Origin of the sequence: Nostoc sp., from assembly GCF_036917815.1 — a bacterium.
GTDB lineage: Bacteria > Cyanobacteriota > Cyanobacteriia > Cyanobacteriales > Nostocaceae > Nostoc.
In genome coordinates, this window is sequence record NZ_JBALEK010000079.1 from 1 (window position 1) to 25,764 (window position 25,764).

At 42.1% G+C, this 25,764-nt stretch carries 27 protein-coding genes and 1 pseudogene; 8 read left to right on the plus strand and 20 right to left on the minus strand.

The features are described from left to right. The 7 genes and pseudogenes from V7K97_RS23710 to V7K97_RS23740 all read right to left on the minus strand — a co-directional run. A pseudogene (locus tag V7K97_RS23710) lies at nucleotides 1-413 on the minus strand (right-handed parallel beta-helix repeat-containing protein); the annotation flags it as partial. Between the two features lie 101 nt (nucleotides 414-514). Continuing rightward, a complete protein-coding gene (locus V7K97_RS23715; RefSeq protein ID WP_334803439.1) occupies nucleotides 515-1,144 on the minus strand; it encodes a precorrin-8X methylmutase in 630 nt (209 codons plus the stop codon). A gap of 126 nt (nucleotides 1,145-1,270) precedes the next feature. Further along, nucleotides 1,271-2,080 carry a TPM domain-containing protein gene (locus V7K97_RS23720; protein WP_334803441.1) on the minus strand — a complete coding sequence of 270 codons (810 nt, stop codon included), beginning with the start codon at nucleotides 2,078-2,080 and terminating at the stop codon, nucleotides 1,271-1,273. Between the two features lie 291 nt (nucleotides 2,081-2,371). Continuing rightward, nucleotides 2,372-2,500: a hypothetical protein gene (locus V7K97_RS23725; protein ID WP_334803442.1), complete on the minus strand. Its 129-nt coding sequence runs from the start codon at nucleotides 2,498-2,500 to the stop codon at nucleotides 2,372-2,374. 648 nt (nucleotides 2,501-3,148) lie between these two features. Beyond that, a complete protein-coding gene (locus tag V7K97_RS23730; RefSeq protein WP_334803443.1) occupies nucleotides 3,149-3,688 on the minus strand; it encodes a DUF948 domain-containing protein in 540 nt (179 codons plus the stop codon). 11 nt (nucleotides 3,689-3,699) lie between these two features. Further along, nucleotides 3,700-4,050 (minus strand): YtxH domain-containing protein, encoded by a 351-nt coding sequence (locus V7K97_RS23735; RefSeq protein ID WP_334803445.1) that lies wholly within the window; start codon nucleotides 4,048-4,050, stop codon nucleotides 3,700-3,702. 93 nt (nucleotides 4,051-4,143) lie between these two features. Further along, entirely contained in the window at nucleotides 4,144-4,479 is a 336-nt protein-coding gene (locus V7K97_RS23740; RefSeq protein ID WP_334803446.1) for a hypothetical protein, read from the minus strand. Nucleotides 4,480-5,365: 886 nt separating this feature from the next. On the opposite strand from V7K97_RS23740, the gene V7K97_RS23745 reads away from it, so the two are divergent. Further along, complete coding sequence (locus tag V7K97_RS23745; RefSeq protein ID WP_334803447.1) at nucleotides 5,366-6,358, plus strand: metal ABC transporter solute-binding protein, Zn/Mn family; 993 nt, start codon at nucleotides 5,366-5,368, stop codon at nucleotides 6,356-6,358. Between the two features lie 363 nt (nucleotides 6,359-6,721). Here V7K97_RS23745 and V7K97_RS23750 read toward each other — a convergent pair whose 3' ends face one another. From V7K97_RS23750 to V7K97_RS23765, 4 genes are all read right to left on the minus strand, one after another. Further along, nucleotides 6,722-7,249, minus strand: a complete 528-nt coding sequence (locus V7K97_RS23750) for a GrpB family protein (RefSeq protein ID WP_334803448.1) — start codon at nucleotides 7,247-7,249, stop codon at nucleotides 6,722-6,724. A 259-nt stretch (nucleotides 7,250-7,508) separates the two neighbouring features. Continuing rightward, on the minus strand, nucleotides 7,509-8,006 hold the full coding sequence (locus V7K97_RS23755) for a DUF427 domain-containing protein (RefSeq protein ID WP_334803449.1): 498 nt from the start codon (nucleotides 8,004-8,006) through the stop codon (nucleotides 7,509-7,511). Between the two features lie 206 nt (nucleotides 8,007-8,212). Beyond that, nucleotides 8,213-9,796: an HlyD family efflux transporter periplasmic adaptor subunit gene (locus tag V7K97_RS23760; RefSeq protein ID WP_334803450.1), complete on the minus strand. Its 1,584-nt coding sequence runs from the start codon at nucleotides 9,794-9,796 to the stop codon at nucleotides 8,213-8,215. 89 nt (nucleotides 9,797-9,885) lie between these two features. Next, nucleotides 9,886-12,888: a peptidase domain-containing ABC transporter gene (locus V7K97_RS23765; RefSeq protein ID WP_334803451.1), complete on the minus strand. Its 3,003-nt coding sequence runs from the start codon at nucleotides 12,886-12,888 to the stop codon at nucleotides 9,886-9,888. A gap of 1,970 nt (nucleotides 12,889-14,858) precedes the next feature. Here V7K97_RS23765 and V7K97_RS23770 point away from each other — a divergent pair. Next, nucleotides 14,859-15,221: a sensor histidine kinase gene (locus V7K97_RS23770; protein ID WP_334803452.1), complete on the plus strand. Its 363-nt coding sequence runs from the start codon at nucleotides 14,859-14,861 to the stop codon at nucleotides 15,219-15,221. A 101-nt stretch (nucleotides 15,222-15,322) separates the two neighbouring features. Here V7K97_RS23770 and V7K97_RS23775 read toward each other — a convergent pair whose 3' ends face one another. Then, entirely contained in the window at nucleotides 15,323-16,138 is an 816-nt protein-coding gene (locus tag V7K97_RS23775) for a COP23 domain-containing protein (RefSeq protein ID WP_334803453.1), read from the minus strand. Between the two features lie 304 nt (nucleotides 16,139-16,442). Further along, the gene (psb34, locus tag V7K97_RS23780; RefSeq protein ID WP_334803454.1) at nucleotides 16,443-16,613 is read right to left on the minus strand and encodes a photosystem II assembly protein Psb34; all 171 of its coding nucleotides are present in this window, start codon (nucleotides 16,611-16,613) and stop codon (nucleotides 16,443-16,445) included. Nucleotides 16,614-17,343: 730 nt separating this feature from the next. Here psb34 and psaI point away from each other — a divergent pair. Beyond that, on the plus strand, nucleotides 17,344-17,490 hold the full coding sequence (psaI, locus tag V7K97_RS23785; protein ID WP_334803455.1) for a photosystem I reaction center subunit VIII: 147 nt from the start codon (nucleotides 17,344-17,346) through the stop codon (nucleotides 17,488-17,490). Nucleotides 17,491-17,688: 198 nt separating this feature from the next. Here psaI and V7K97_RS23790 read toward each other — a convergent pair whose 3' ends face one another. The 6 genes from V7K97_RS23790 to V7K97_RS23815 form a co-directional block, all read right to left on the minus strand. Continuing rightward, nucleotides 17,689-17,808 (minus strand): photosystem II reaction center protein J, encoded by a 120-nt coding sequence (locus V7K97_RS23790; protein ID WP_012411803.1) that lies wholly within the window; start codon nucleotides 17,806-17,808, stop codon nucleotides 17,689-17,691. Between the two features lie 70 nt (nucleotides 17,809-17,878). Continuing rightward, a complete protein-coding gene (locus V7K97_RS23795) occupies nucleotides 17,879-18,001 on the minus strand; it encodes a photosystem II reaction center protein L (protein WP_094332364.1) in 123 nt (40 codons plus the stop codon). Between the two features lie 8 nt (nucleotides 18,002-18,009). Further along, the gene (psbF, locus tag V7K97_RS23800) at nucleotides 18,010-18,147 is read right to left on the minus strand and encodes a cytochrome b559 subunit beta (RefSeq protein WP_012411801.1); all 138 of its coding nucleotides are present in this window, start codon (nucleotides 18,145-18,147) and stop codon (nucleotides 18,010-18,012) included. Between the two features lie 9 nt (nucleotides 18,148-18,156). Next, nucleotides 18,157-18,405, minus strand: coding sequence for a cytochrome b559 subunit alpha (psbE, locus tag V7K97_RS23805; RefSeq protein ID WP_292719831.1), 249 nt, complete (start codon nucleotides 18,403-18,405; stop codon nucleotides 18,157-18,159). A gap of 289 nt (nucleotides 18,406-18,694) precedes the next feature. Beyond that, a complete protein-coding gene (locus V7K97_RS23810; RefSeq protein ID WP_334803456.1) occupies nucleotides 18,695-19,699 on the minus strand; it encodes a photosynthesis system II assembly factor Ycf48 in 1,005 nt (334 codons plus the stop codon). A 100-nt stretch (nucleotides 19,700-19,799) separates the two neighbouring features. Beyond that, a complete protein-coding gene (locus tag V7K97_RS23815; RefSeq protein ID WP_334803457.1) occupies nucleotides 19,800-20,135 on the minus strand; it encodes a rubredoxin in 336 nt (111 codons plus the stop codon). A 369-nt stretch (nucleotides 20,136-20,504) separates the two neighbouring features. On the opposite strand from V7K97_RS23815, the gene ndhC reads away from it, so the two are divergent. From ndhC to V7K97_RS23830, 3 genes are read left to right on the plus strand one after another with little or no spacing between them, the layout of a single operon-like run. After that, nucleotides 20,505-20,867, plus strand: coding sequence for a photosynthetic/respiratory NAD(P)H-quinone oxidoreductase subunit C (ndhC, locus tag V7K97_RS23820; protein ID WP_334803458.1), 363 nt, complete (start codon nucleotides 20,505-20,507; stop codon nucleotides 20,865-20,867). Further along, entirely contained in the window at nucleotides 20,858-21,595 is a 738-nt protein-coding gene (gene ndhK / locus V7K97_RS23825) for a photosynthetic/respiratory NAD(P)H-quinone oxidoreductase subunit K (protein WP_334803459.1), read from the plus strand. The genes ndhC and ndhK overlap by 10 nt, the downstream gene beginning before the upstream one ends. Beyond that, the gene (locus V7K97_RS23830; protein ID WP_292754800.1) at nucleotides 21,588-22,118 is read left to right on the plus strand and encodes an NAD(P)H-quinone oxidoreductase subunit J; all 531 of its coding nucleotides are present in this window, start codon (nucleotides 21,588-21,590) and stop codon (nucleotides 22,116-22,118) included. Before ndhK ends, V7K97_RS23830 begins: the two co-directional genes overlap by 8 nt. A 116-nt stretch (nucleotides 22,119-22,234) precedes the next feature. On the opposite strand, the gene V7K97_RS23835 is transcribed toward V7K97_RS23830, so the two are convergent. Further along, entirely contained in the window at nucleotides 22,235-23,131 is an 897-nt protein-coding gene (locus V7K97_RS23835) for an Rpn family recombination-promoting nuclease/putative transposase (RefSeq protein ID WP_334803460.1), read from the minus strand. 330 nt (nucleotides 23,132-23,461) lie between these two features. Here V7K97_RS23835 and V7K97_RS23840 point away from each other — a divergent pair, with 330 nt between their 5' ends. Next, the gene (locus V7K97_RS23840; protein ID WP_334803461.1) at nucleotides 23,462-23,857 is read left to right on the plus strand and encodes a Pepco domain-containing protein; all 396 of its coding nucleotides are present in this window, start codon (nucleotides 23,462-23,464) and stop codon (nucleotides 23,855-23,857) included. A 1-nt stretch (nucleotide 23,858) separates the two neighbouring features. Next, the gene (locus V7K97_RS23845) at nucleotides 23,859-25,655 is read left to right on the plus strand and encodes an SUMF1/EgtB/PvdO family nonheme iron enzyme (protein ID WP_334803462.1); all 1,797 of its coding nucleotides are present in this window, start codon (nucleotides 23,859-23,861) and stop codon (nucleotides 25,653-25,655) included. The last annotated feature ends 109 nt before the right edge of the window (nucleotides 25,656-25,764 follow it).

Here is a 25,764-nt window from a genome sequence, read left to right on the forward strand (position 1 = left end):
ATTTTTGGGGAATTCCCAGGATATGCTTTATACCTAATCCATGCATTTGCAGTTCCAGAACGTTTAATACTTACTACACTCCCAGCTTTGGGTGAATTTGTGTATAATCCGTTCATAATCAATACTGTATCGCCAGGACTGGTAAGGTCTGCTGCCTTTTGAATTGTCCTAAAGGCGGATGAAGTAGAGAGTCCGCTATTATTATCGTTTCCAGTACCACTAACATAGTATGTTTTCCCAGTCACCTTAGCGCTGATTAACTCGCGGCTGGATGGGATTATTTCCTGGTTAGTAGTGGATACCTGACGGGCATTTTCAACTAAAGATACTTTTATCCTTTGTCCCTGAGCTAAAAGACTTAATACTATGGGAATTGCAAGATATGCACTTAAACTGAAACCTGGAATTACCACAAGAAAAGGCTCCTTGATCGCCACTACTTAACAAAAATATCAGGATATTCCGTAATTTTGAATACTCTTTTAGATACAAAATACATATAAAGCCAACTTTCCTAGCTCCCCCCATTTCTATCTTGTCCATAGGCTTGCCAAGCCAAGTCTACCAATCCATCAACGATCGCAGCTGCAACAACTGCATTACCTTTGCGACTGTCAATTGTAATGTGAGGCACTAGAGAGTCTTGTAAGCGCTCCTTAGCTTCATCAACATTTACAAATCCCACTGGGGTAGCAATTATTAAAGCAGGTCTAATTTCCTCAGCTTCAATTAAATCCACCAGTGCCGTCAGTGCTGTTTGCGCTTGACCAACCACAAAAATGCCCTCTGGATAACGCTTTGCTAAGGTTTCTATTCCCCAGGCGGCGCGAGTTTTTTCTTTTTGAGGGCGTGTTAGAGCTTCCATACTACAATACACCGGATTAGCAAAGGTGTTTTGAATGTCGTAAGTAATACCGACTTGTACCATTGGGACATCTACCACAATCGTAGTACGCGCCGCTAGTGCTGCTGCTCCAGCTTGCAAGGCACGCTCAGAAAAACGAATCAAAGACTTATACTCAAAGTCAGCCGTGGCGTAGATTACCCGACGCACAATCTCATATTCTGCGGGTGAAAAAACATGAACGTCAATTTCACTATCAATGATTGCTAAACTTTGAGCATCAGTTACGTGCCATTCCATTTTTGTTGAGCTTCTCAAATATTAGCTTTCAGCTTATCAGCTTCAGAGAGTTAGAAGTTAGGAGTTATAAGTTAATTAAAAACTCCTAACTCCTGTACAGACGCGATTAATCGCGTCTGTACTCACTCATAACTCATTACCAGAAGAAGACCGACTGAAAATAGGAGATAGGTAGGCAACCAAGACACCAATGAGAAACCCAGAGATATTCCGAACTATAGGTACCCAGTCGCTTGTGCGTGTCACCACTGGCCCAATGCCAAAGGCAATAAACAAGATTCCCCACAAAGGGGAAAAAATTAAAGCCCATTGCCAAGCAAAAACTTGTCCTTTCTCGCGGGGTTGAGCGGCAAATCCACAAATCACCCCACCAATAACCGAGCTAATCAAGGTGAGAATCCACTGCTCTCGTGGCAGTCCGGGGACAACATTGCAACCACCCTTGAGTAAACAACCTTTAACTGATTCTAAGGCTTGGAGAATGGCTTGGTCTTCGCCTTGTTCGCGGACAAAGTACAAATTACCGAAGCGGGTTTGCAATTCTATCCAGAAAGTCCGGGGTAAAAGTTCATAAACAGCATCGCCGACACTAAAACTGAGGATGTTACCGCCACGAGAATCGGCAACTAGTAGAATGCTTTTGTCATCCAAACCCCAATATTTTATGACTGCCCGACCTGGGGTGCGGTCATACTGGGTCAATACTCGCAGTTTCCAGCCTGTATCGGCTTCAAACTGCTCTAATTCTTTGACCAGCTTTTCTTCTTGCAGCACAGGCAGAGATTTTGCTAAATCGACAACTGGGGTAAAGATGTCAGGGAGTAGCTCAGGATTGTCATAAGCCAGCGCTGGGGGAGAATGCATAACCCAAATTGACCCAGCCAGGAAAAATACTGCAATAGATAGCAGAATTCGTCGCCAAAAACAAGATTGCATGGACGTTTTTATATAATTATCAACGGTAGAAGTGAACAAGTTGTTTTAAAAGAGTACTGTAAAAATGATAGTTCTTTACACTTGTTTACTTTACTCTAATGTACGGGATCAAAGCAAAGGGTTTTTGGGAGTAGGTAGCAGTCAATGGAGAGCAAAGATAAAGTGTATTTTGTCAATCAGTTAAAATACCCAAACTATTCTTAAGGGACTGACAACAAATAAATTCTCCAATCTTGTGGGGTGGGCAACATGAGCAGCCTTTGGCTATGGGATCTCGTGTCGCCATTGGTGTCAAGTTAACGTGAAAGCCAGCCTAGAACAAGCTTTTAGAGATGATCTCGTTCCCAGTCTCTGACTGGGAATGCCCGTTGTTGGGGCTGCCGCCTCCAGACTGGCGGCAGCAGCCCAATTGATCTGCATTTCCGGCCTCTTGCTGGAAAGGAGATTTGAAAATGGTTTTGGCTTAATTTGACACCAATGGCGAGACGCAATTGGTGTCAAGTTAAGCTCAAACTTCCTATGTCAATAAGCATTTATGCTGAAAAATTCGGTTTTAAAGGGACAAAAAACGAACTTTTCAGGGACTATTAATGCTTTGTTTATTAGCATCACTCCCAGTTCGCGTATAAAAGTCAGAAAAAAGTTCACCTTTATACTTCGTTCCTCACAAAACCTATCGTTGACAAATGGGTTTTAACCTTAATTTGACACCAATGGCGAGACCCCCACCCCACAAGAAGTAGTTGAGTATTTTTTTATTTGTTAGTCCTTAATAAAAATGATCATCGTGGCTGGGTAGAGGAGTAAGACTCAAAATTGACTAAGCCATAGTGGAATTACCCATACAATAAAAGGGGAATGATTAGAGGTGAGAGATGACTAACAAAGAATTATTAATCCAAGAAATAGAAACTTTACCGCAGGAGTTGCTAACAGAAGCACTCGATTTAATACGTTCACTTTAGATAGTGTATATAGTACAAAAATCGCTTTTTTTAAGCTGATGAAATAGCACCTTTTGACACCCGCAACAAGGAAGATAAGCAATGCTCTATGCCCTTTTTTTGATCAATCTTCGTCATCGAAATTGGTTTCCCAGCTAGCAGCGTCGTTGTAACCGTCATTAGCGCGGTATACTTCTGCTTTGATCCGGTAATTTTCTTGCCTCAGCACTTCTCGTTCTCGCAACGTTAGTGGTGGTTTTTCATTGCTTGGCAAGCGATCGCTTGTTCGCCTCGCAGGTTTTTGGCGGGTGAAGTTTCTCCAAGCGGCTTTCACGCCAACAAAAATAGTACGTGTACCTACTTGCAGATTTTGAGCCTGTTTTTTGGCACTATCAAGACTTTGGTCAACTTGTTTGACAACTTGACTAGCACTTTTTACACCTTCACTGACATCATCAGTTAAGTCAGCGATTTCCAAACCAGTGACGCGGATAGCTTCTAGAGTGGGGGGTAACTCCCGTGAGAGGGTATCAAATAGCTTTTCTGCACTGCGAGCCGCGCGTGCTAACTCCTGCAAAGCCGGTATTGCCACCACTAAAACCGCAGTCAAACTTGTGGCAACAAAAAGTAAGGAAAGTCCCAACCAAAACAGGGGTTCAATCACGGTTATATCATTTATGAGCGTTCTAATTGCTGGGGAAGCGAATCTGAGTCTTCAACAGATGTTTGTCGATTCAAGACTTGGTTTTCTTGCTGACTGGCATCTACACCTGCTGCGATCGCTTCTCGTAATCGATCTAAAGTCTCATCCCAGTTTTTTAGTGCGATCGCAGAAAGACGATCTGCTTGGATTTGCACACTCGTTGATAAATCTTCTGCCAACTCTGGGATAGCATTGGCAGATTTTTTCAAAATTTTACGCGTTTCGCGCCCTGTACGTGGAGCCACGAGCAAACCGGTTAAAGCACCGATGGTAGCTCCCAGCATCAACCCGCCAATAAATACTCCAGAACGGTTATTAGACATCTTGTTGTTTCTCTCCTTACACCCATTTTAGGTGGGTTTACTCCCCTTGCAAGACTGAACCGATTTTATCCAGTTAATCTATAGTGACATAACTCATTTTGCAACTGTTCTTTTCCCAGGTGTTAACTCTAGCTTCGGAAAATAACGCTGCCAGATTTGCCGTCCTAGCAAAAGTAGACTGATAATTTGTCGCACTTGTTGGATTTGCATTTGTAGTACTTGATTTCTTTGCCGTAAGTTATAAATATTTTGCTGGCTGAGATAAATATTTTCCGGTGCTTTCTTCAGTGCTGCATAGGTACAACTTTCATAGGCGGTTAATCTATCTGCTATGTATGCTAGCTGTTGCTTGAGTTGCCACACCCGCCAAGCCACATAGAGTAGTATCAGCGAAACGAGGGTGTTAATGAGGATAACTAAAATTACCATTGTTTATCTTCACCGAGACTAGCTTTGAGGAATTGTTCTATATACTTGATTTGGCTCTTATTTAATGATGAACAAACTAGAGGATGAAAATTATGGCATCAAGTACAGCGTGAGTTATGGTAATAAAGAGTAGTTAGATGATGCTCTGAGCGCTATTGAAAGGCTTTACTAGGTGAAAATTAGTGTAACAAAGGTTGATGCCTAAAAAATCGCCAATTTGCCAATTTTGTCACAACCATATATCCACACCTCGCAAAACCACAGCTACAATTGCCTTAGATTCACGACTCGGTTTGCGAAATCAACCCGTATGCTCAACAAGCTCCATCATTACTACATCCCACTCCTTAACCTGGTAATCTTAGTCAATTTGCGACTTTTGAGTATGTAAGCACAATGGCATAGCCCCTTCAACAGACAGTGAGAGAACTACACTACACTCCTTAGACGCTCCCCAGCATCGCCTTTATTATTGTGCTTCTACCTCTACCACTTTTCCAGCCTCTCGCGTGAAGTTAACTGATATTTTGCCTGTAAAAACCTCACTGGTGATTTACCAACCAAAAATTGCTGGGTGTGGACTCAATACGGTTCAATTAACGTTTTAATTTTTTGAAGATCCCTCAACCCCTCTTAAAAAGGCTTGCTGATAATCCTCTTTTACCCCCTTTTTAAGGAGGTCGTCGCAAGCGGGGGGATCTTAACCGAACCGTATTGGGTGTGGACTGGAGAAATGGGAGAGTCTATCAATTCTTCCGTCAACCTTTACCCTTTTCTCAACCAAAGCTTCCCCTTAAACCTTTCCTGCTGAAGGCTTCCCCCTAATATTTCACTAATACTTTACCGATAATGATTATCTTTTTTATACATCCAGTAGGAGATGAGGATGTCAAAAAAATCACCATTGAATAATTTCTTCCCAGCTATTCTTGTTGTCTTAACAATTGGATTTGTTGGGTGTGGAAATCAAGCTGCAAGAACTACATTCACTCAGACTAGCACTCAGGTAAATGAAAATCTTCCCCAAGTCGTAGCGACTACAAGCGTATTATGTGACTTAGCCAGACAGGTTGCCGGAAATACAGTTAACCTCACCTGCTTAATTTCCCCTACTGCCGATCCGCAATTTTATAGACCAAAACCGGAAGATCGTAAAGCTATTGAGCAAGCTAATCTTATTCTCTATACTGGTTACAATTTTGAACCAAATCTGATCAAATTAATTAAAGCGACTAAAAACCCTGCACCAAAAATAGCCGTCGGTCAAGTAGCAGTACCTAAGCCACAAAAATTTCAGGTAGGCGCTAAAAATCTGACTGATCCTCATCTTTGGCACAATACCAAAAATGCTATCAGAATGGTGGAGGTAATTAATAGTAACCTGAGAAAATTACAATCTAGTGATGCTGAGACTTATAGCAACAATACTAAAAGAATCACAAATGAACTCACTCAACTAGATAGCTGGATTAAGTCAAGAATTGCCAGTATTCCTGCCAAAGAACGCAAGTTAGTTACAACCTCGGATGCACTGGGTTATTACGCCAAAGCATACAGTATTTCATTGGTAGGGGGATTGCAAGATATTAGTACTGAGAAACAACTGACAGCAGTAGAAGTCAAAAATTTGGCTACAAATATTAAACGGGCTAAAGTGTCAACAATTTTTACTGAGGAGGCAATTAATCCTAATTTGATTCAATCTGTAGCCACAGAAGCTGGAGTGAAAATTTCTGAGAGGAAGCTGTATGCTGAGGGACTTGGTGAACCAGGAAGCGACGGGGACACTTATCAGAAAATGATGGTTGCCAATACACGCACAATTGTAGAAGGACTAGGAGGAACGTATTTGATGTTTGAAGCGAAAGCTGCTAGATAGCTAGAACATCATTAGATATATGAGTTAAAATGAGCTAGGCACAATTCATGAATTGTGCCTACTAATGATTTTAGTTGCAAAAAAATTGTAGGTTGGGTGGAGGCTTTGCCAAAGCCAACATCCTGATAATCAGTTGGGTTGCGCTCCGCTCCACCCAACCTACGTCTAATGCACTATTTTAGCCTAGACAGTCCACTAGGTGCATTTCAAAAATCAAATACTAGTCCTATATATGAGTTAAAATGACGTAGGCACAATTTATGAATTGTGCCTAGTAATGATTTTAGGCAACGCATAATTAATTTTTAGAGATGTCCGAATTAGTATTTTAAAGGTTAGGAGAGATGGGTAAAAAAGATTGTGTTATTCATATTTATCAGGTGTCCACCATATCAATGCTTTCCTTTGCATCTCTTTGATGAACCCATCTTTCCCATCCATATATCCGATGATATCGTTAGGATACTGCTTCGCTAACTTACGTTTTAATTCACTATATTTATGTGCGTCTTCGGGATTTGCAATCATGTAATCCCGAAATGCTAAGTGTCGTTCTACTTCCGATGATCTGGCCGTGAAGGTGTGGATATGATGCGTTCTTGTGCCTATTTCATTATCTTTACGAAAGAAACGGCGGCCTGGTATGCCAAACTCGCCCATTACTTCATAACCTAACGCTTCCATACCCAAACTACAATCATCTACTTTGGCGATGTTTTTCACTTCAACCAACAAATCAATAATGGGTTTCGCGTAGATATGTGGAATTGCTGTACTGCCAATATGATGAATAGCAACTACATTTTCACCTAGTGTCAGCGCAACACGCTTTGATTCATCGTCAAATTTGCCGCGCCATTTTGGATCAGGCGGTACGACTTCTACTTTCATCAGGATTTAGGAACAACATTCTAGAAGTGGAAGGCGTAGACGCGTCTGACTTTTCACGTTATGTGGAAAAGCTAACGATTGACCTAACCCCCTAACCCCCTTCCCTACAAGGTAAGGGGGAAAATTCAAAGTCTCTCTCCTTTTAGGAGAGAGATTTAGAGAGAGGTTTTCCAGATACCGTGAAAAGTCAGGTAGACGCGTAAGACATCGTTTCACTTACTTTGAATCCAAAATTTAAAATCCAAAATCTAAAATTGACTCACCATCCCCAAGTACCGGGAGTACCTTTGAATGGCCCAACAATATCACTGGTAATCCAACCGCCGTAGAAGTTACCTGGTTGTGGTTGCACCTCTTCACCATTTACATAGCATTTATCCATGACATGAGCGTAAAAAGCTACATATTCCTTCATCGATTCAAAGGCTGGTGTGGGGTTGGGGTAAAACCAAGCAACATTATGGACTTCTTTATCGCCAACTCTGATTGTGTAGTAACCAGCACTTCCCTTCCACTCACAAAAGCTAGATTGCGGAGTTATCTGTAGATATTCCATTTTGATATCCGCAGGGGGGATGTAGTAAGAAGGAGGATGACTAGTTTCTAAAACACGTTTGGCGTTGTGGGTATCTGCAATTATTACTCCGTTAAAGATTATTTGGATATGTTTGCTTGTGTCTTCCAAACGAGGAGGACGTGGGTAATCCCAAACTGATTCTTGTCCAGGAGCGGGTTCTATGCGTTGAGAATGCACCATCGTAAAATCTAGACGTAAGTGGCTCTGAAAGATTTACTTTTAAGCTTTATGATAAAGCGATCGCTCTATCGCATCAAGTCCTAGCTACAAGCAGCGATCAATTAGCGTCGATAGGGGCAATTTATGAATTGCCCCTACTTAAACAATTCATGAATTGCTTATACAACGTTCTGTACCTTACTCAACTGGGAATCGCTATATTGCTTTTAACGTACTTCTTTAAGAGCATCAACTTGCTTGGTAAACAACTCAGTGAATAAACTAATCACACTCCGCTCTTCGCGCACTTTTATATTGGCACTGATAGACATACCTGATTGCAATTTAACGTTTTTACCTTTAATCACTAAGGATTGTCTATCCAATGAGACTTTTGCCGGAAATCTGTAAAACTGATGGGTTTGGTCTGGTGGTAATGCGTCTGAACCTATGTCAATGACTTCTCCCTTGATATCACCAAACTCGCTGTAAGGAAAGGAGTCAATTCTGACATCTACTTTCATGCCTTTTCGCACAAACCCAATATCTTTGTTAGTGATGAAAACTTCACCTATATATTTTTCATTGGGGACAATTTGCAGCAGTTTTGTCGTCGGAGTCGCTACAAATCCAGGGTTTTTTGCTTGTAAATCGAAAACTGTTCCAGCTACAGGTGCGCGGAGTTCTTGATATCTAACGTTTAACTTTGATTGAGCTATTTTACTATTGACATCTGCCAAATGCTGCTCATTATCTAGCAAAACTTTCATGAATTGGCTATCGATTGTGGCAATACGCTGTTTGTTATCAGCGATCTTATCCAAAATATTTTTATCAGAAACAGCCACCGTATTGTTTGCCTCTTGTTGTCCTTTTTCTATATCAAACTTGAGGCGTTTATCTTCCTCACCTAGTTGCGCTACTTCCGCCGTGCGGTTTTGTACTTCTTGTTTCTGGTTGAGATACTGAAGTTGAGAAATACCCCCTTCTTCTGCTAATACCTTCAGCTTCTCTAGAATTCCCTGTTGAATAGCTAAACTTGCTTTACTATCTTCCAGCTTAAATTGATTTTGAGAAAGTTGTTTTTTGGTTTTTTCTACTTCCAACTGCGCTGCTAAAGAGCGAGAATCTAATTCTTTTTTGGCAACTTCTAGAAGTTTTTGCTCATCAATTCCTAGTCCCGACTCTTGACCGGAATTTTTTAATTGAGTTCGGAATAATTCATTTTCTGATACTAATGCTGCCCGACTTTTCAGCAGAAAAGCTGTTTCTGGTGGCAAATTGCCGCGCAAATATAACAGTTCTGCTCCTGTGGCTGTACTTGCACCCATCAATCGGCGATAAATCTGGTTTTCTTTAATTAATGCAACGCTAATTTTATTTAAAGAAGTTAATTCAGCAACAGGGGCGATGGAATCAAAAGTTAGCAACAAATCTCCTGGCTTGACTTCTTCTCCATCTTTAACATTAACCGTTTTCACTACTCCACTAACAGGAGCTTGAATATCTTTGACGGTTCCTTGTGGCTTTAATTGCCCTGTTGCTGGCACTACTTGCTCAATTTTGGCAAAATAAGCCCAACCAATTCCAAAACAGGCTAGCAGAATTAGAGTAACCATGATTGTACGCGACCAAATTGGAGATTGGCGCAAGACAATGGATTGCTCAAAGTCTTGAGTATTTGTGTTATTAAAAGACTCTTGAGCAGCTTTCTGTTGTTTTGTAACTATCGGTGAATCTTGCTTCACTCCGTTTTTATGATTACCGTTTTTATGATTACCGTTGAGGTGATTCCCATTAAGTTGAGTCATAACGATTTCGGATTTTGGATTTTGGATTTTTTGTAGGGTGGGCAATGTTGACGAATGCCGAAAATATTTGCCCCCAGTTAATGACTAAGTTACAAGTTCACATCTTGTTGCTGATACAGGTAAGAATAATGACCTTTAAGAGCCATGAGTTCTTGATGGCTGCCTTGTTCTATAACTCTGCTATTATCCATGACAACAATCATGTCTGCATTACTGACAGTGTTCAATCGGTGGGTAATAAAAAATACTGTCTCACCCTTGAATGCTTTGGCTAAATTGAGACATATTTGCCGCTCTGTGGGATAATCTAATGCACTAGTTGCTTCATCTAGAACTAATAATTTTGGTCGTTGTAAAACTGAACGAGCGATCGCAATTCTTTGTCGTTGTCCACCTGAAAGTGCAGAACCCCTTTCTCCTACCCGGGTGTTGTAACCGTTGGGTAAGCTCATGATAAACTCATGGGCGCAGGCAACCTGAGCCGCTTCGATAATTTCTTCGGTTGTCGCATCAGGATTTGTGAGGGCAATATTTTCCTGAACGTTGCCGTCAAACAATAATGTCTCTTGGGGAACTACGCCTATTTGTCGTCGTAGTGAATAAAGTTCTACTTTGGCAATATCATAACCATCAATCAAAATTCTGCCGGAGTCAATTTCGTAAAGTCTCAGCAGTAACTTCATCATTGTACTTTTACCAGATCCACTTTGTCCGACAATACCGATAAATTTACCTTGAGCAAATTCGAGGTTGACATTAGAAAGTTGCAAAGGACCAGTTGTGCCAAAACGGAAGGAAACATTTTCGTATTTCACTGATCCCTTGATCGTCGGTAAGGGTATATTGTAGCGGTCTGTTTCTCCTTCTTGTGGTGTATCAACAATATCGCCTAAACGCTCTAGAGACAAGGCAGTTTCTTGGAAGCTCTGCCAAAGTTGAGCCAAGCGCAAGATTGGGCTGGTAACATAACCTGATATAATCCTGAAGGCAATTAATTCGCCTAAAGTTAATTCTTGTTTCAGTACTAAATAAGCTCCCACCCACAGAACTAGTAAGCTGCTGAGTTTGTTAAGAAAGTTGCTGGTAGAGTTAGCGAGGGTGGAAGTCACAACTGTTTTAAAACCAGCCGCGACAAACCGGGCATAACGCTCTTGCCAGGAAAAGCGCGATCGCAATTCGATATTTTGCGCTTTTACTGTTTGAATGCCTGACATCACCTCCACTAAATAAGATTGAGTTTCGGCGTTGCGTTCGGCTTTGGCGCGTAACTGTCTGCTAATGGTGGGAGAAGCAATTAAGATGACAATGATAAACACCGGAATTGTGCTTAAGGCTACCAAGGTGAGTGGCCAACTGTAAATCAGCATCACACCGATATAGACCACCGAAAAGAGAGCATCTAACCCCACTGTTAAGGCAGTACCCGTGAGGAATTGGCGGATATTTTCTAGCTCGTTAATCCGAGTGGAAAGTTCACCTACCGGTCGGCGTTCAAAATAGCGTAGTGGTAGACGTAGTAAGTGGTCGATGATTTGCGACCCTAAACCCATATCGATCCGGTTGGTGGTATCGACAAATAAGTAGGTTCGTAAGGTAGTCAGCACTGCTTCAAATATCCCAACTACTAATAGCAAAACCCCCAAAATATGTAGGGTGCCAATACTATTTTGAGTGATAACTTTGTCGATAATTAGCTGGACGACTAGCGGATTTGCCAACGCGGCCAACTGCACGAAAAAGGAAGCAACAAAGACCTCGATCAGGACTCGCCGGTGGCGTGACAAATAGGGTATAAACCACCGTAAACTAAAGCGTTCTTGGGGTGTTTCTCTGGTCGCACTGAGGAGTAATACTCTAACTTGGGGCGGAAAGTTGGTTGGATCAACATCTAATTGTTCAAGCAATTTAGCGGGTTTGCACCGCACAATTCCTTGGGATGGGACACCTACAACTACGGTATTGGCATCTGCTTCATATAAAACGGCAAAACTATCACCATAGCGAATCAATGCCGGTGTCGGAATACGCGTGATTGAAGCGACTGGTAGCTCTACCAACTGCGCCTTCAGTCCGATTGATTCTGCCAGGTAAGCTGTAACTTGAAACGATATAGTACCCTGACGTTTGACTTGCTCAGTTAAGACGCGGCGAACCACTTCTCGACGAAAGGGCATTTCTAGGTGCTTCGCGATCATTTGGAAGCAGGCGAAGGCTGTATTTAGTTCTCCCTTACCACCAAAAAACGGGTATTTGTTTTTTACCGAATTCGTTGAGGTTTGGGGGGTTGTCTGTGGAACTAATTCGTTGGATGCGTAGGGGATATCTATTTCCTCTGCGCTATGTGATTTGGTCTCACTGACTACAAGTTCTATCTGATGATTATCTTCCAAGACCAAATCTGACGGATGTATACCAAGCACCCGTGCGGGGTTTTGGCCTGTAACCTGGATTTTGTCTCTGTCATCCTCTGATTCTAGGCGATCGCCAGGTGATAAATTCGTGACTGTACCACCGCCACTTACAAACCAGGCGCTTTGGCTATCCAGTTGGTTAAATGCAGTTTTTCCTGGAGAGAGGTATTGTACTTTCGCCTGTGGTAGGGCTTTTTCTGCTAGTTCTCTGAGATTTAAAGTAGCGATGGCTTGCTTTTGCCAATAGGAGCCGAGAATCTCGAAAACTTCGATTAAATAACTGCGGTTCTTGCGAGCTTCGGCAAAAGCTGGGTATGAAGCTAGAAAGCTAAAATACGCGGCTGCACTCAAGGTTAAACATACGACTTCGGTGGAAGCGATCGCTGTCTCACAAGCTAAATCGCGTAACAAACCAATTTCGCCGATAATTTCCCCAGGTTGCAGTAATTTTAGGGTGATTGGCATTTGCGTCTGGGGGTCGTATCCCAACAGCCGCACTTGTCCTTCATAAATTATGGTGATGTGGTCTGGGAGACTTTCTTTGCCGATGATTTTTTGACCGATGCGATAGCGCCACGCTTGCAGTTGTTCTGATAAATTAGCGATCGCACCATCTGGTAACTGATCAAACCCTTCTAGGGTGGTGAGAAATTCGGTAAAAGTGTTCTTAATATAAGTCATATCAAACAAGTCGAAGGTAAATGTGAAGAATAAAGTCGAGAATATTTAGGCAGTATCTCTTTTACTAACAGTGGCAGTGTTTTGTTTTACGCGAGCAGCACCAATACTTCTGTGGCATTCAGTGCGCCTAAATTTATCAAAGCACAGATGGCAGTTCGTCTAATTGCATACTTGTATTTACATCACCGGGTTATTACTATCATCCCTTGTACAAAACAAACATAGTCTAATCTAGATAGATCGAATCTAGATCGAAGATCAGTTATCAGTTGGTTAATTGCTACATACTTTATACAAGTTTAAAATTAATATTTAGCATTGCAAGTATGGAAGATGGATACTCATCATCAAACCAAAACACCGAAACGCGGTTGTTAAACTTAGCCTCGTTTATTTTAATTGATCTTCATGAAAATATCACAGATGCTTTCCTAAGTAAATGCCCTAGTTAAGAATTATGTAATAAAAAAAACTTTAAATTTCTGAATGATTTTTTACAAATTCTTTAATATAGGGATTGACAATATCACTTATAGCGAAAGATAGTCAGCTTTCTTCGTTAAAGATTATCCATACCCGATTATGAAAGAATTCTCCATAACTTTTTTGATAGCTTAATTTAATAAAAATTAACTAGAATAGGACTTACGCAAAACTGCACGCTGTAGGGGCAATTCATGAATTGCCCCTACCTAAAAATCAGGGTTATAGCTATTGTTTGCGTAATTCCTGTGGAAAAGTCAAGGCGAAGATTTTTGTCACCCTAGAGAAATCAACTACTAAATTTATGAAGGAAAGCCAATAACTGCCTTCAGTAAATTTACTAGTTTAATTAATGTGACGTTCATTTAATTCCGAATTATAATATTACCTCACCCCGCAACCGTGATCAGGTTGTTTAATTTCACTAACTAATTACTCGTGGTTTATATAGTAATTTTACTTGAATATTGCTCAGTATACTGATAAGAAAAGCTTTGTATGTCAAGCTTTTAGGCAGCTTAGTTGTTCAAAAATCAAATTAGGAGTCCTAATATTATGCACCATTCACACTAAAATTAACTTGCACAATTACATCGTTGTCATCTTTATCACCACCAAATCTACCAAATAAGCGATCGCTTCGCTAGCTAATCCCCCAATCAGCACCTCATTCGCACAGTATTAGCGAGTCATATCTGTGACACACTAATGATGTGCTTACCGGAAGAGATCCGACCATTGAAGTCTCCCAGCATACCAATCATCAGCTTCCCTTACCATTGCGGTCTTCCGCGCCATCAAAGCTTGGGGGTGTGGGGTGGCTGGCGAGGACATGAATTGTCTCCCGATTCACTTGAATGGGTTTTTTCTTTGCGCTTACCCTGCGGTTAGGCGTTACATATCTATGCATTAGGCAAAAACTTTTACGCGATCGCCCTGAAGTTTTCCTAAAAGTCCATCGCTTGAATCTGCGTTAAACAAATGCAAAGCCAGTATCGGTCGCCAAATTCGTCTTTAGCTTTAACCCTTAAAAAATTAAATATGGTTTTCAAACATTTACTGAATCTTCATTTTCTACAATCTTTGCTGGGGCGATCGCTTTGCGCCATCGCATTTTTAGTGACATACCTACACTGTACTGTACTCAGTACAGTGTAGGCTTCTCAGCGACTCTTCATTAAAGACATTAGACATCTCCGAAAAAGATTTAGATACCACAAATTTGCACCCAGACCTAACCCCCCTTCCCTCGTAGGGAAGGGGGGTTTTAAAGCCTCTCGACCTTTCGGGGAGAGGTTTGGAGAGGGGTCTTTTTTCTTTTCTGGAGATGTCTATTAACTGAAGCTCACTTTTGAATCCACGTCATGCCCTGCCGCAGATTTGAACAAGTACAAAAAAGTATGTTCTTGCCTTAACCGCTAGAATTTTACCCATTCACGGAGACGATACAAAAATATCTATTCTTGAATGGAACCCCATATTCTAGATTGTCTAGGTTCAGTGTACAGCCAGCATTTTCGGGCAATGCCAGTACTTACCTAATAATACAGAATGCTGTAGATGCAATGCCAAATGGTGGCACATTGTCCATCAATGCTAGAACTGTAGAAGGAGATGAGAAACTTGGGGTCGAAGTTCAAGTTTGTGATACTGGAGTAGGTATTAGACCAGAAAAATCCGACGATATTTTCCAGCTTGGGTTTACTACTAAAAGCGATCGAGGAAATACAGGTTTGGGACTGTGGTTGACCAAACGCCAAGTTGAGAGTTTGGGAGGAGTATTAAAATACGAGAGTTCACTTGGTCAGGGTTCACAGTTTACAGTTACATTGATAGCGTATATTTCTTAGGTTTTACAGACGCTGCAAAATCGCCTCTAGTAGACAGACACAATTTAGTTTGAGTCCGATTTGGTATTAACAGCGTCTTAACCCTAAAAAATAACCACCATTTAGCGGAAATTACCAGGATTTAGACGAGCATCGTTAGGTTGAGACTGACGACGAATTGCCACTCCACTCCGCAAATTATTTCCAGTACCGCCATCTTGACGATCAAGGAAAGGTTTTAGATTAATCCCACTTCTAGATGAACTAACCCGATTATTGCCACTGCCTAGAAGTGTACGTCCTAAATTATATAAGTCATTGCCTCCACTACTGCGATCGCTATAAGTGTTAACGGCTATAGTCTGTTGTCCACTATCAGCAGTAGTCAAGTTCTGAAAAATGCTATTGCGGATAACATAAGGATCTTTGCCGCGCGGTACTGTTAACACAATTCTACAGGTCGAGTTAGCTTCAGTTGTGACGCAGACAATGTTTTCGTTATTTTCTACAGCTGTCTGGAGTTCTTGTAAACCATCTGGGCGATACTGTTCCAAGCGACTGGCGATCGCTGTACAACGTTTTTGTGAGTCCCAACCACCACCCAAAGCCGCAGGCGCCGCCCAAGGAAAGAATTGTCCTGGTTGACTTTGTGGCTGATACATGACGGTGTACTGTCCATTATAAGTTTGACAGCTAAACCGAGTTGTACCGTCAGCGGAGGTTGAAGGTGGTATGCCGCCTGTCGATGTGTCTATTGGAACTGGCGCTGAGGTGCCACCTGTTGGTATTGGTGCTGATGTACCACCTGATGGGATTGTTGGTACTACTACACTGCCATCGCCAGTAGAATCAGATTGCGCCATTGCTGCGGAATTACCCAGACACAAAGATAAACCAAGACTGCCCAAAGATATCAGTCGCAGCAGTTTTGATGACATAAATCATCCTCCAGTAGAAATAAGTAGGGAATTGATAGTTTAAGTGACGAATAATTCTGGTTTTTGATTCATCAAAAAGGCTATTTTTTTCCTCTCTTGCTTTTTTCTCTTCGAGTGGCTTTTTCACCCGTGCTTGAATTTCTGAATTCGTGACCTTCGTTCCTCAACCAACAACAGTCTCACCACTCGATATAATATGCCCTTTGGGATGGGTAAAACACAAAAAACCCCGGCGAAACTAACCGAGGTAAGAGAGAAAAGTCTGAATGACGATGAGATACAGCAATATTGAAGTCTAAAAATCTTAGCTAACGCTAAAACCAACCAAAACTAAAGTAGTGACAATTAAAGTCGCAAAAAGACTCTGTAAAACGTATTTACGTTGTTGCCAAATTGCTGGGTACTCAGCGTAGTAGATTTTGGGTTCAGCTGCGTAGTTGTTGAGAATGCCGTCTTCGTTAGTGGTGGTATACATAGTTTTTTTTCTTGTTTGTTAACTTATGTAACTAAATCTAACAATTTTGTTACAAATCGTCAATATGAGTTGACAAAAAAATACTGATAGTGTGCATAAAGCTAACTTATCAACTATCTGACTTCTCACGGAATCTGGAAAACCTTGCTTCCATTCCTCTCCCCTAAAATAAATACCTTGCAAAAGTTCCCTAACACCCCACCCCCAACCCCTAAGAGCTTGCGGGGAGGGGAGACTTTGACGTAAGTCAAAGGCGGGGTGGGGTTCTTTTTTTGATTTATGCAAGAAGTCTAATAGATACCTTGCAAAAGTTCCCTAAAAGCCCGCCCCCTAAGAGGTTGTTTGAAAAGTCGTTGGCTGTAACTTTTGGCACTGATTGATCTCCCCTAACCCCCCTTTTTAAGGGGGAAGAATCAAAGTCCCCCAATTTATCGGGGAGCCACTGCGCTCTTGGGGAGCCAGTCCAGTCTTGGGGTTTCCCCAAGTGGAGGATCTGGCGTGTCTCCCCAAGTAGAGCAAGTGGCGTGGATTTAGGGGGATCTAGAACTTTTTGCTACCAATAAGAGGACTTTTCAAACATCCTCTATACGAGAACAGCGAGATATCCCCATATCCTGTTCCTTATGTCCCAATATGGGCTGTGTTAAAAATATGAAAGAATTTCAAAAATCTGGCAGAATTTGCAGTAAGCTCATTTTGAATTGTAGTGTGATTAATAGGAACCATTACTATGGCAGCTTCTTTTTTGCCTTCTGTCTTGGCTAGTACTTCGTACTTGTCTTCTATCTTCGTTCCCATAATTGGTTGGGTTTTGCCAGCTGTGACCTTCGCTTTTCTATTTTTATACATTGAAAGCGACGATATCAGTGATATTTAACTGATACTGATGTAGTCATTAGTCATTTGCAAAAGACAAATGACATAGACGCACCAGCGGGTTCCCGCAGGGTAGGACAAATGGCTATTGACCAAAATTAATACCGCCTATCTCTATGAGATAGGCGGTTTTTTTTAACGTTGATTTCTCAACAAATGCTAGAAAATTCTCACTTATAGTGTTCGGTTCAAACGAATATTAAATCGAAGAACCGAGTCCGGCGTAGGCACCATAAAAGAAAATGCCCAAGACTGTAATTATACCTAAACCTGCGATCGTAGCGACGACCCACAGGGGAATTCTCCCACTTCCAGACACAGCTTTTATCCTCCCTTAACAACAAATCAACACAGGTTCAATAAACAAAGATTAACAACAGTGCTTCTAGTTAGTTAAAGAAGTAACTAGAAAACAGAATCCCCAGAACGAAAACTAGTAGTAGTCCCAGGTATAAGGAAGTCCGGTTTAGTTCAACCGGCTGATTATTGGGATTGGGCGATCTTTCTGCCATAATTGCTCCTAACGGTGAATAAATTGCATTGCGGCGATCGCGCCTAAAAAGAATACAGTTGGTACACCTAGGGTGTGAACTGCCAGCCATCTAACGGTAAAAATTGGATAGGTAACTGGTTGATTGATGTTATTGCCGCTAGTCATGATCTCAAACTACTTTCCAATAAATTGTTCAACTTGTTTTTTAGCTTCAAAACGGTTCTTCACAATGGGCACTTCTTGCCGTGTTGGTGTGAAATACTCATTGGGGCGGGGTGTGCCAAAGGCATCATAAGCCAGCCCGGTGCTGACAAATAGCCAACCAGCAATAAACAATGCCGGGATGGTGATGCTGTGAATTACCCAGTAACGAACGCTGGTAATGATGTCCGAAAACGGACGTTCTCCAGTGGTACCTGACATTTAGATCCCTACCTTCACAAAGAATGTTATAGAGTTTATTATCCTACAAAGTTAAGAAAGAGTTACAAGTTGCAAAGTTCTTCTCAGAAATAGGTACTGGGGATTGGGCATTGGGCATTGGGCACTTGTACTGAGCGTACCCCTCCGGGGATCTTGCTACGCGTAGCGTCTCCAAGAGTTGCCGTTGGCGCAGCCTCTCGCAGAGAAGTATTGGGCATTGTTTATTAATTCATCTCCCTCATCTCCCTCATCTCCCTCATCTCCCCTACTCCCCACTCCCCACTCCCCACTAAGCGGCTTCAGGGTTTGGTAAATATTTGAGCAAAACGCCGCGATCGCCAATTATAAATCCCCGTTCTGGCTCTAAGAACACAATCTTATACAAATTGGCAGCAACTTCTTCCACTGCACGGTCTTTTTCCCAGGTTTTGCCACCGTCGCCACTCCGTAGCAAATTACCGCTACCGCCACCTATCCAAATTTCATTGGGTGTGCGATATGCCAAATCCAGTAAACCCCAACTAGTTGATAACTCTGGATATTGTGCCTTTTGCCACTCGTCAGGTTTAGTTTCATCACTAAACTGAATTTGACCTCCTCTAGCTAGCAACCACAATTGCCCATTGTTAGCAAAGCCCATGTTTTCTACCCGCCGAGAACTATTGCGGTTATGGGGTACCCAAGCATCTTGTCCTGGTTCCCAAGTCGAGTAGAAACTACCCTTGGCTGAAACCGCAACATATTTACCATCAGCAGAACGTTCCAAGTTACGCACCACACCCACTGCTGATTCAACCTGCGCCTTCCAGTTTTTGCCGCCATCTGTAGTCTTATATATGGCTCCGACATCAGTAGCCATCTCAGCTGTACTGTCTGCCACTGCCTTAATTGCGATCGGGCTACCTGGTAGCTTTTCGCTCAGGGGAATACGCGACCACGAAGCACCTTCATCGGTCGTGTGCAGCAACAGTCCAGGCTCTCCGGCAATCCAACCTTCTTTCCCGGCAAAACTTACTGAGTCAAAGCGATACTTTGGATCATCCAGTTGCAGTGTAATTGGTTTCCAGGTATTACCACCGTCATTGGTTTCCAATAAGGTGGCATTGCTACCTACCAAGTAGCCATGCTCAGAGTTATTAGTAAAAGCAATATCCAAGAGATTCGAGTCTGTTGGCACAGAAATGACTTTCCAAGGGTTATAGCTAACAGACGGGATTTTGCTACAACCTATACACATAACGACTACTATCAACAAGGCAGCTATTCGTTGCCAACTTTTCACAAATGAATGCATCAGTATTTCTTATTTGTTTCTAAATTTTTGTAGGAGTCGTCGATCAGGATGCTGGGCAATCCTGAGTTTTCATTTTGAATTTTGAATTGCTTAACAGGTGCTACTGTAAGCCGTATAGACTGATAAAAAACAAGAAGCCAAGAGCCAAAGCGCCAAAAATTAGGATATTCTTTTGAGTTGGCGTTAGGTTGTTGACACCCAAACCATAACCGAGATTTTCTTTGAAGCCGGATGCAGTACCCGCCGGTCCAATATTGGCAAAAGCGGTTTTCTTAGCACTACAAACTGGACAGCGCCAAGTTATGGGCAGTTCTGCAAAGAGTGTCCCGGAAGGAATATCATGGGTGTCGTCTCCCTTCTCAGGTTCGTAAACATAACCGCAGGCGCGACACTCGTAGCGGTCTAACACTGGAGTCTCAACAGCTGGTTCGCTCATGGCTAGGGCCTCGCAGAGGAGAAATCTTAAATATACGTTAAAAATTATGACATAATTGTTAGACTTTTCTATCACTACCAAAAACGAATCAAATACCTGAAGTGCGTCTGTTTCGCAGATTTCAGAAAAACCAAACAGATATAATGTAAAAGAAAGTAACGCAGTTGAGGGATTGGGGACTGGGGATTGGGGACTGGGGATTAAAAATAAAGAATTTGGTATTAAGGATAAGGGATTGGAGATTCAGAAGGATTACCCAGTACCCAGTACCCAGTACCCAGTACCCAGTCCCTAGTCCCTAGTCCCTAGTCCCCACTCCCCACTCCCCACTCCCCACTTCAATTACACCTTAAGCGGTAGATACTCATTGTGTTTGTCCTCAACGGTTACGAGTACCTTCTAGGCTTCTTCATCATCTGTAGCCTAGTGCCTGCCTTAGCGCTCTCAGCATCCAAGCTCCTACGACCCAGTAGTTACAGCCCAGAACGGCGCACGACTTATGAATCTGGCATGGAACCCATCGGGGGAGCCTGGATTCAGTTCAACATCCGCTACTACATGTTTGCTCTGGTCTTCGTCGTCTTTGATGTGGAGACTGTTTTCTTGTATCCTTGGGCGGTAGCTTTCCACCGTTTGGGGCTATTGGCATTTATTGAAGCGCTAGTCTTTATTGCAATTCTCGTAGTCGCTTTAGTTTACGCATGGCGTAAAGGAGCTTTGGAATGGTCTTGAATTCTAACTTAACAACTCAGGACAAAGAGCGAATCATCAACCCCATTGAGCGTACTAATGTCACTCAAGACCTTTCAGAAAACGTCATTTTGACGACGGTTGATGATCTCTACGACTGGGCGCGGCTTTCTAGTCTGTGGCCGTTGCTGTTTGGTACTGCTTGCTGTTTTATTGAGTTTGCAGCTTTAATTGGCTCCCGATTTGATTTTGACCGTTTTGGACTAATTCCCCGTTCTAGCCCCCGCCAAGCCGATTTAATTATTACGGCAGGGACTATTACGATGAAGATGGCTCCGCAACTGGTGCGTCTTTATGAACAAATGCCAGAGCCGAAGTATGTAATTGCGATGGGTGCTTGCACAATTACTGGCGGGATGTTCAGCGTTGATTCCCCTACAGCAGTGCGCGGAGTTGATAAACTGATTCCTGTGGATGTATATTTGCCTGGTTGTCCTCCCCGGCCAGAAGCAATTATCGACGCAATTATTAAGCTGCGGAAGAAAATCTCCAATGAATCGATGCAAGAGCGGTACAAAATTAAGCAAACCCACCGCTACTACAGCACGACTCATAATTTGAAGCCAGTGGAGGAAATCTTAACTGGTAAGTATTTGCAGTCAGAAACTCGCTATGCACCACCGAAGGAATTGGCGGAAGCGATTGGTATGCCAATACCACCTGCATTGCTGAAAGAATTGGCGCAAAAGGAGGAACAAACCCGTGGCTGAAGAAGAATCTAAACCAGTACCAGCAGCGAAAGAAGAGTCATTGGTACAAGCGGGTAAAGTTTCCCAGTGGTTAACGGAAAATGGCTTTGACCATGAGTTTTTGGCACCAGATAAGAATGGTGTAGAGATAATTAAGGTGGCGGCAGATTTTTTGCTTCCCACCGCTACAGCCCTTTATGCTTATGGGTTTAATTATCTCCAATTTCAAGGTGGTGTTGACCTTGGGCCAGGACAGGAATTTGTAAGTGTGTATCACTTGATTAAAGTGGGTGATAATAGCGATCGCCCCGAAGAAGTTCGAGTTAAAGTGTTCTTACCACGGGAAAATCCTGTAGTGCCTTCTGTGTACTGGATTTGGAAAACCGCAGATTGGCAAGAGCGCGAGTCTTACGATATGTATGGCATTATCTATGAAGGACACCCAAATCTCAAGCGAATTTTGATGCCGGAAGATTGGGTAGGTTGGCCTTTGCGGAAGGATTATATCTCGCCTGATTTCTACGAGTTGCAAGACGCTTATTAGATAGTGCTGAATCGAGAAGCGATGAATAGAGACGCGATGAATCGCGTCTGTACAATATAGTTTCGATAGTGATTAACCCCTTTCCGGTGGCGGAGAGGGGTTATATTTTTGGTATTTCATGTCAAGTTGGTTGACAAAACTTGCTGTAATTCATTGACTGTATTTACAGTTTTAATTGCCTGTTGAATTGCTTTTAATTTCTGCAAATCCGTAATTTGAGAGATTATCGGCATCAATTCTAAACCTTGATTGCCAAACTTAATTTCTAATGCTAATTCAATTCCTGAATATAACTCTTCCTTTCTTCCTCGTTCTTCTCCGCGTGCTTCTCCGCGTGCTTCTCCTCGTTCTTCTCCTTTGCTAAAAATTTCTTGATACCAAGGCGACTGTTCTAAGAGTGCCATATCCCACCTCATAATTTGCTGAACTATTGCACTATCTAATACAAAGGTAGCAAAAAATCCTAATACTGTTTCTAGTTGATTCAATTGTTCATCTGCACGTAATATTCGCAATGCATCCCGAATCGTAGACTCGTTATCACCTCCTTTGAGGATGGGTACAAATGGAAGTAGTGATGGTAATGGTTGTGCAAAGGCAATGTTTACATCAACTTCCCACAGGTTAATGACACGGTAATCTTGAATAGCACGTAAACCAGCAATATTTAATTCATAACTTGTCGGTATTTCAGCATCACTTGCTTTGAGGATATTAATTAGTACTGGATACGTTGGCAAATTATATTTTTCTTCTGCAAGTGCTGCATAAGCACGCATCCTGCGCGGCATTTCTGGTTGATAGCGGAGTTGTAATTCGTTAAGAACGAGAAATTTTCTGTGCTGGGGACTTTCGACACGAATTAAAACATCACTTTCTCGACTTATCCACTGAAATTCTGAGTTGAGAATTTCGCCAGCAACAATATCAGGAATTTGTGTTACCCATTTTACCCAGTTATCAGGTGCAAGGCTGATTAAGCGTTTGGTGCTGACATCGGCGGGTTTGATCATGGGGTTGTAAACGCACTTAAAGTCATCAAATAATTGTACTTTAGACTAGATTACAGATATTCAAATTTTTGATTGGACTACTTAGAGAAAGCGATCGCACCTAATCTGACATAATTTGAGTGCGATGTCTACGACGGGCTTTGCCTACGCAATTCCTGAGTAGAGAAAACTAATTGTCCTGTTCTTAACGCAGAGGGGCGCGGAGGGAAGGGCAGAGGTTCGCAAAGGAGATGTCTAAGATGCTCAGTAAGATTTCTTAGTAATCGGAATCGCTCTATCTACCGTTGTATCTATAATGTGGGAAGATTTAATGTAAATATTTAAAGTAATATGTCAGAAACACCCCAAGATGACGGCATTTGGATTATTACCGATGAAATCCCTAAAATATCCATTCCTGATGGTGCTAAAGGCGGGAGTACTAATACACGCGGTTGGGGAGAGGAAACTAACAGGGAAAGTATTGGTAGCAAAGGGGTAGGAGATGCCGTTAAAGTTAGCGCTCAAACATTAGAGCAAAATATGACTCACTTTCTCAAAGTAGTAGAAAGTTTATTTAGTCAGGCTGAACAGCAAGCAAAAGTCAACTCCAAGATGCAGCTAGATGAAATTGAGCTATCGGTAGAAATTAGTGCAGATGGGGAAGTTAAATTAATTGGTAATGGTGCCAAAGCTGGGAGTAAAGGAGCGATTAAGCTGAAGTTTAAGCGCCAAGAACCAGGGTAAGATGGCAAAAAATTGGGCGATCGCGATCGGAATTAACCAGTATGATTATCTGCAACCGCTAAACTATGCCAAGCGGGATGCACAGTTAATGCAAGAGTTTCTGGGCAATGAAGCCGGATTTGAGCAGATTTTCTTCTTCTCTGATGACTCTCCTTCTGTTGGCGGAAAATCAACTCGCCCAAATCGCGCAAATTTGCGTCAAGTCTTCCTGGAATTATTCAACAAACCCTTCATGGAAGCAGGGGATAACTTTTGGTTCTTCTTCAGTGGTCATGGGATAAGACACGCCGACCGTGATTATCTCATACCGTTGGATGGTAATCCAGCAGACATTGAAGAAACGGCAATTCCGATTAACTTCGTTGCTGAACGCCTGCGTCGCTGCGGTGCTGATAATGTTGTCTTAATTCTGGATGCTTGTCGTAGTCTAGGTACTCGTGCTGGCGAAGGCATTGGGCGACAAACGGCAGAAGAAGCACGTCAACAAGGAGTTATCAGTATATTTTCCTGTAGCCCACAGGAGTATTCTTATGAAATTGAGGCTTTACAACAAGGTGCTTTTACTACTGCACTACTAGAAGGGTTAGGAATTCAAGGTCAGTGTGCTACAGTTGAGCGGTTAAATCAGTATCTCAAGTCTCGCGTGCCGGAAATTGTTAGTAAGCATAAAAATGCGAGACAAACCCCTTATGTGATTGCTGAACCTGTAAATAAATCCCATTTAATACTTGTGCCACGATACGCAACTCTAGCAGATATCGCCACGTTGAAAATTGATGCTTACCAAGCAGAAGTAAACAGGAATTTAGATTTAGCAGAGCAATTATGGATTCGGGTATTAGCTGCGGCTTCAGGGCGAGATATGGATGCAATCAGAGCAATTCAAAGAATTGAAAGGTTGCGGTGGGAACGTCAAGAACCATCTTCACCACAACCTCATCCTAGTATTGAAAATTCCACTAAGGGAATATTTACAGTTGAAAAAAATCTCTTAAAAACTTTTCAATTTGAAGTGGTTACGGTAAATGCAAAAGGAAATATCACCAACCGCAATAACTGTGAAGCGAAATATTTTGTAGAAGATTTAGGGAATGGTGTCACCTTGGAAATGGTGGAGATACAAGGAGGAACCTTTATGATGGGTTCACCGGAAGAAGAAGCAGAGAGATATGAATATGAAAGTCCACTGCATCAAGTAACAGTTCCTAAGTTCTTCATGGGGAAATATGCAGTTACCCAGGCACAGTATCAAGCAATTATGGGTAGTAATCCTTCCAAATTTAAAGGTGAGAAACGACCTGTAGAAAAAGTTAGTTGGGATGAGGCGGTAGAGTTTTGTAAAAAGTTGAGTCAGAAAACAGAACACACCTACAGGCTACCTACTGAAGCCGAATGGGAATATGCTTGTCGTGCGGGAACAACTACACCGTTTTATTTTGGTGAAACGATTACTACAGATTTAGTTAACTACAACGGTAACTCTCCTTATGGCTCTGCACCAAAGGGCGAATATCGTGAGCAAACAACAGATATAGGAAAATTTCCGCCTAACTGTTTCGGTTTATACGATATGCATGGTAATATATTCGAGTGGTGTTTAGATGTATATAATAGTAATTACCAGGATGCGCCAAAAGATAGTAGTGCGTGGCTAAGTGGTCTAAATAATGAGATAAAGCTGCTGCGTGGCGGTAGTTGGTTCATTGATGCCAGGTATTGCCGTTCTGTAATTCGCAATAGTCACGCGCGCGTAATTCGTCACAGCAGTATTGGTTTTCGCGTGGTGACTGTGGCGTGACGATTCCTTGCCCTTTTGCCCTATGCGCTTCTTTTTCTTTTCCCTTCTTCCCTCTTTGCCACAGGCGGATCAAAAAAATTTTTCAAAACGCGGTGTTTTGATATAAAAA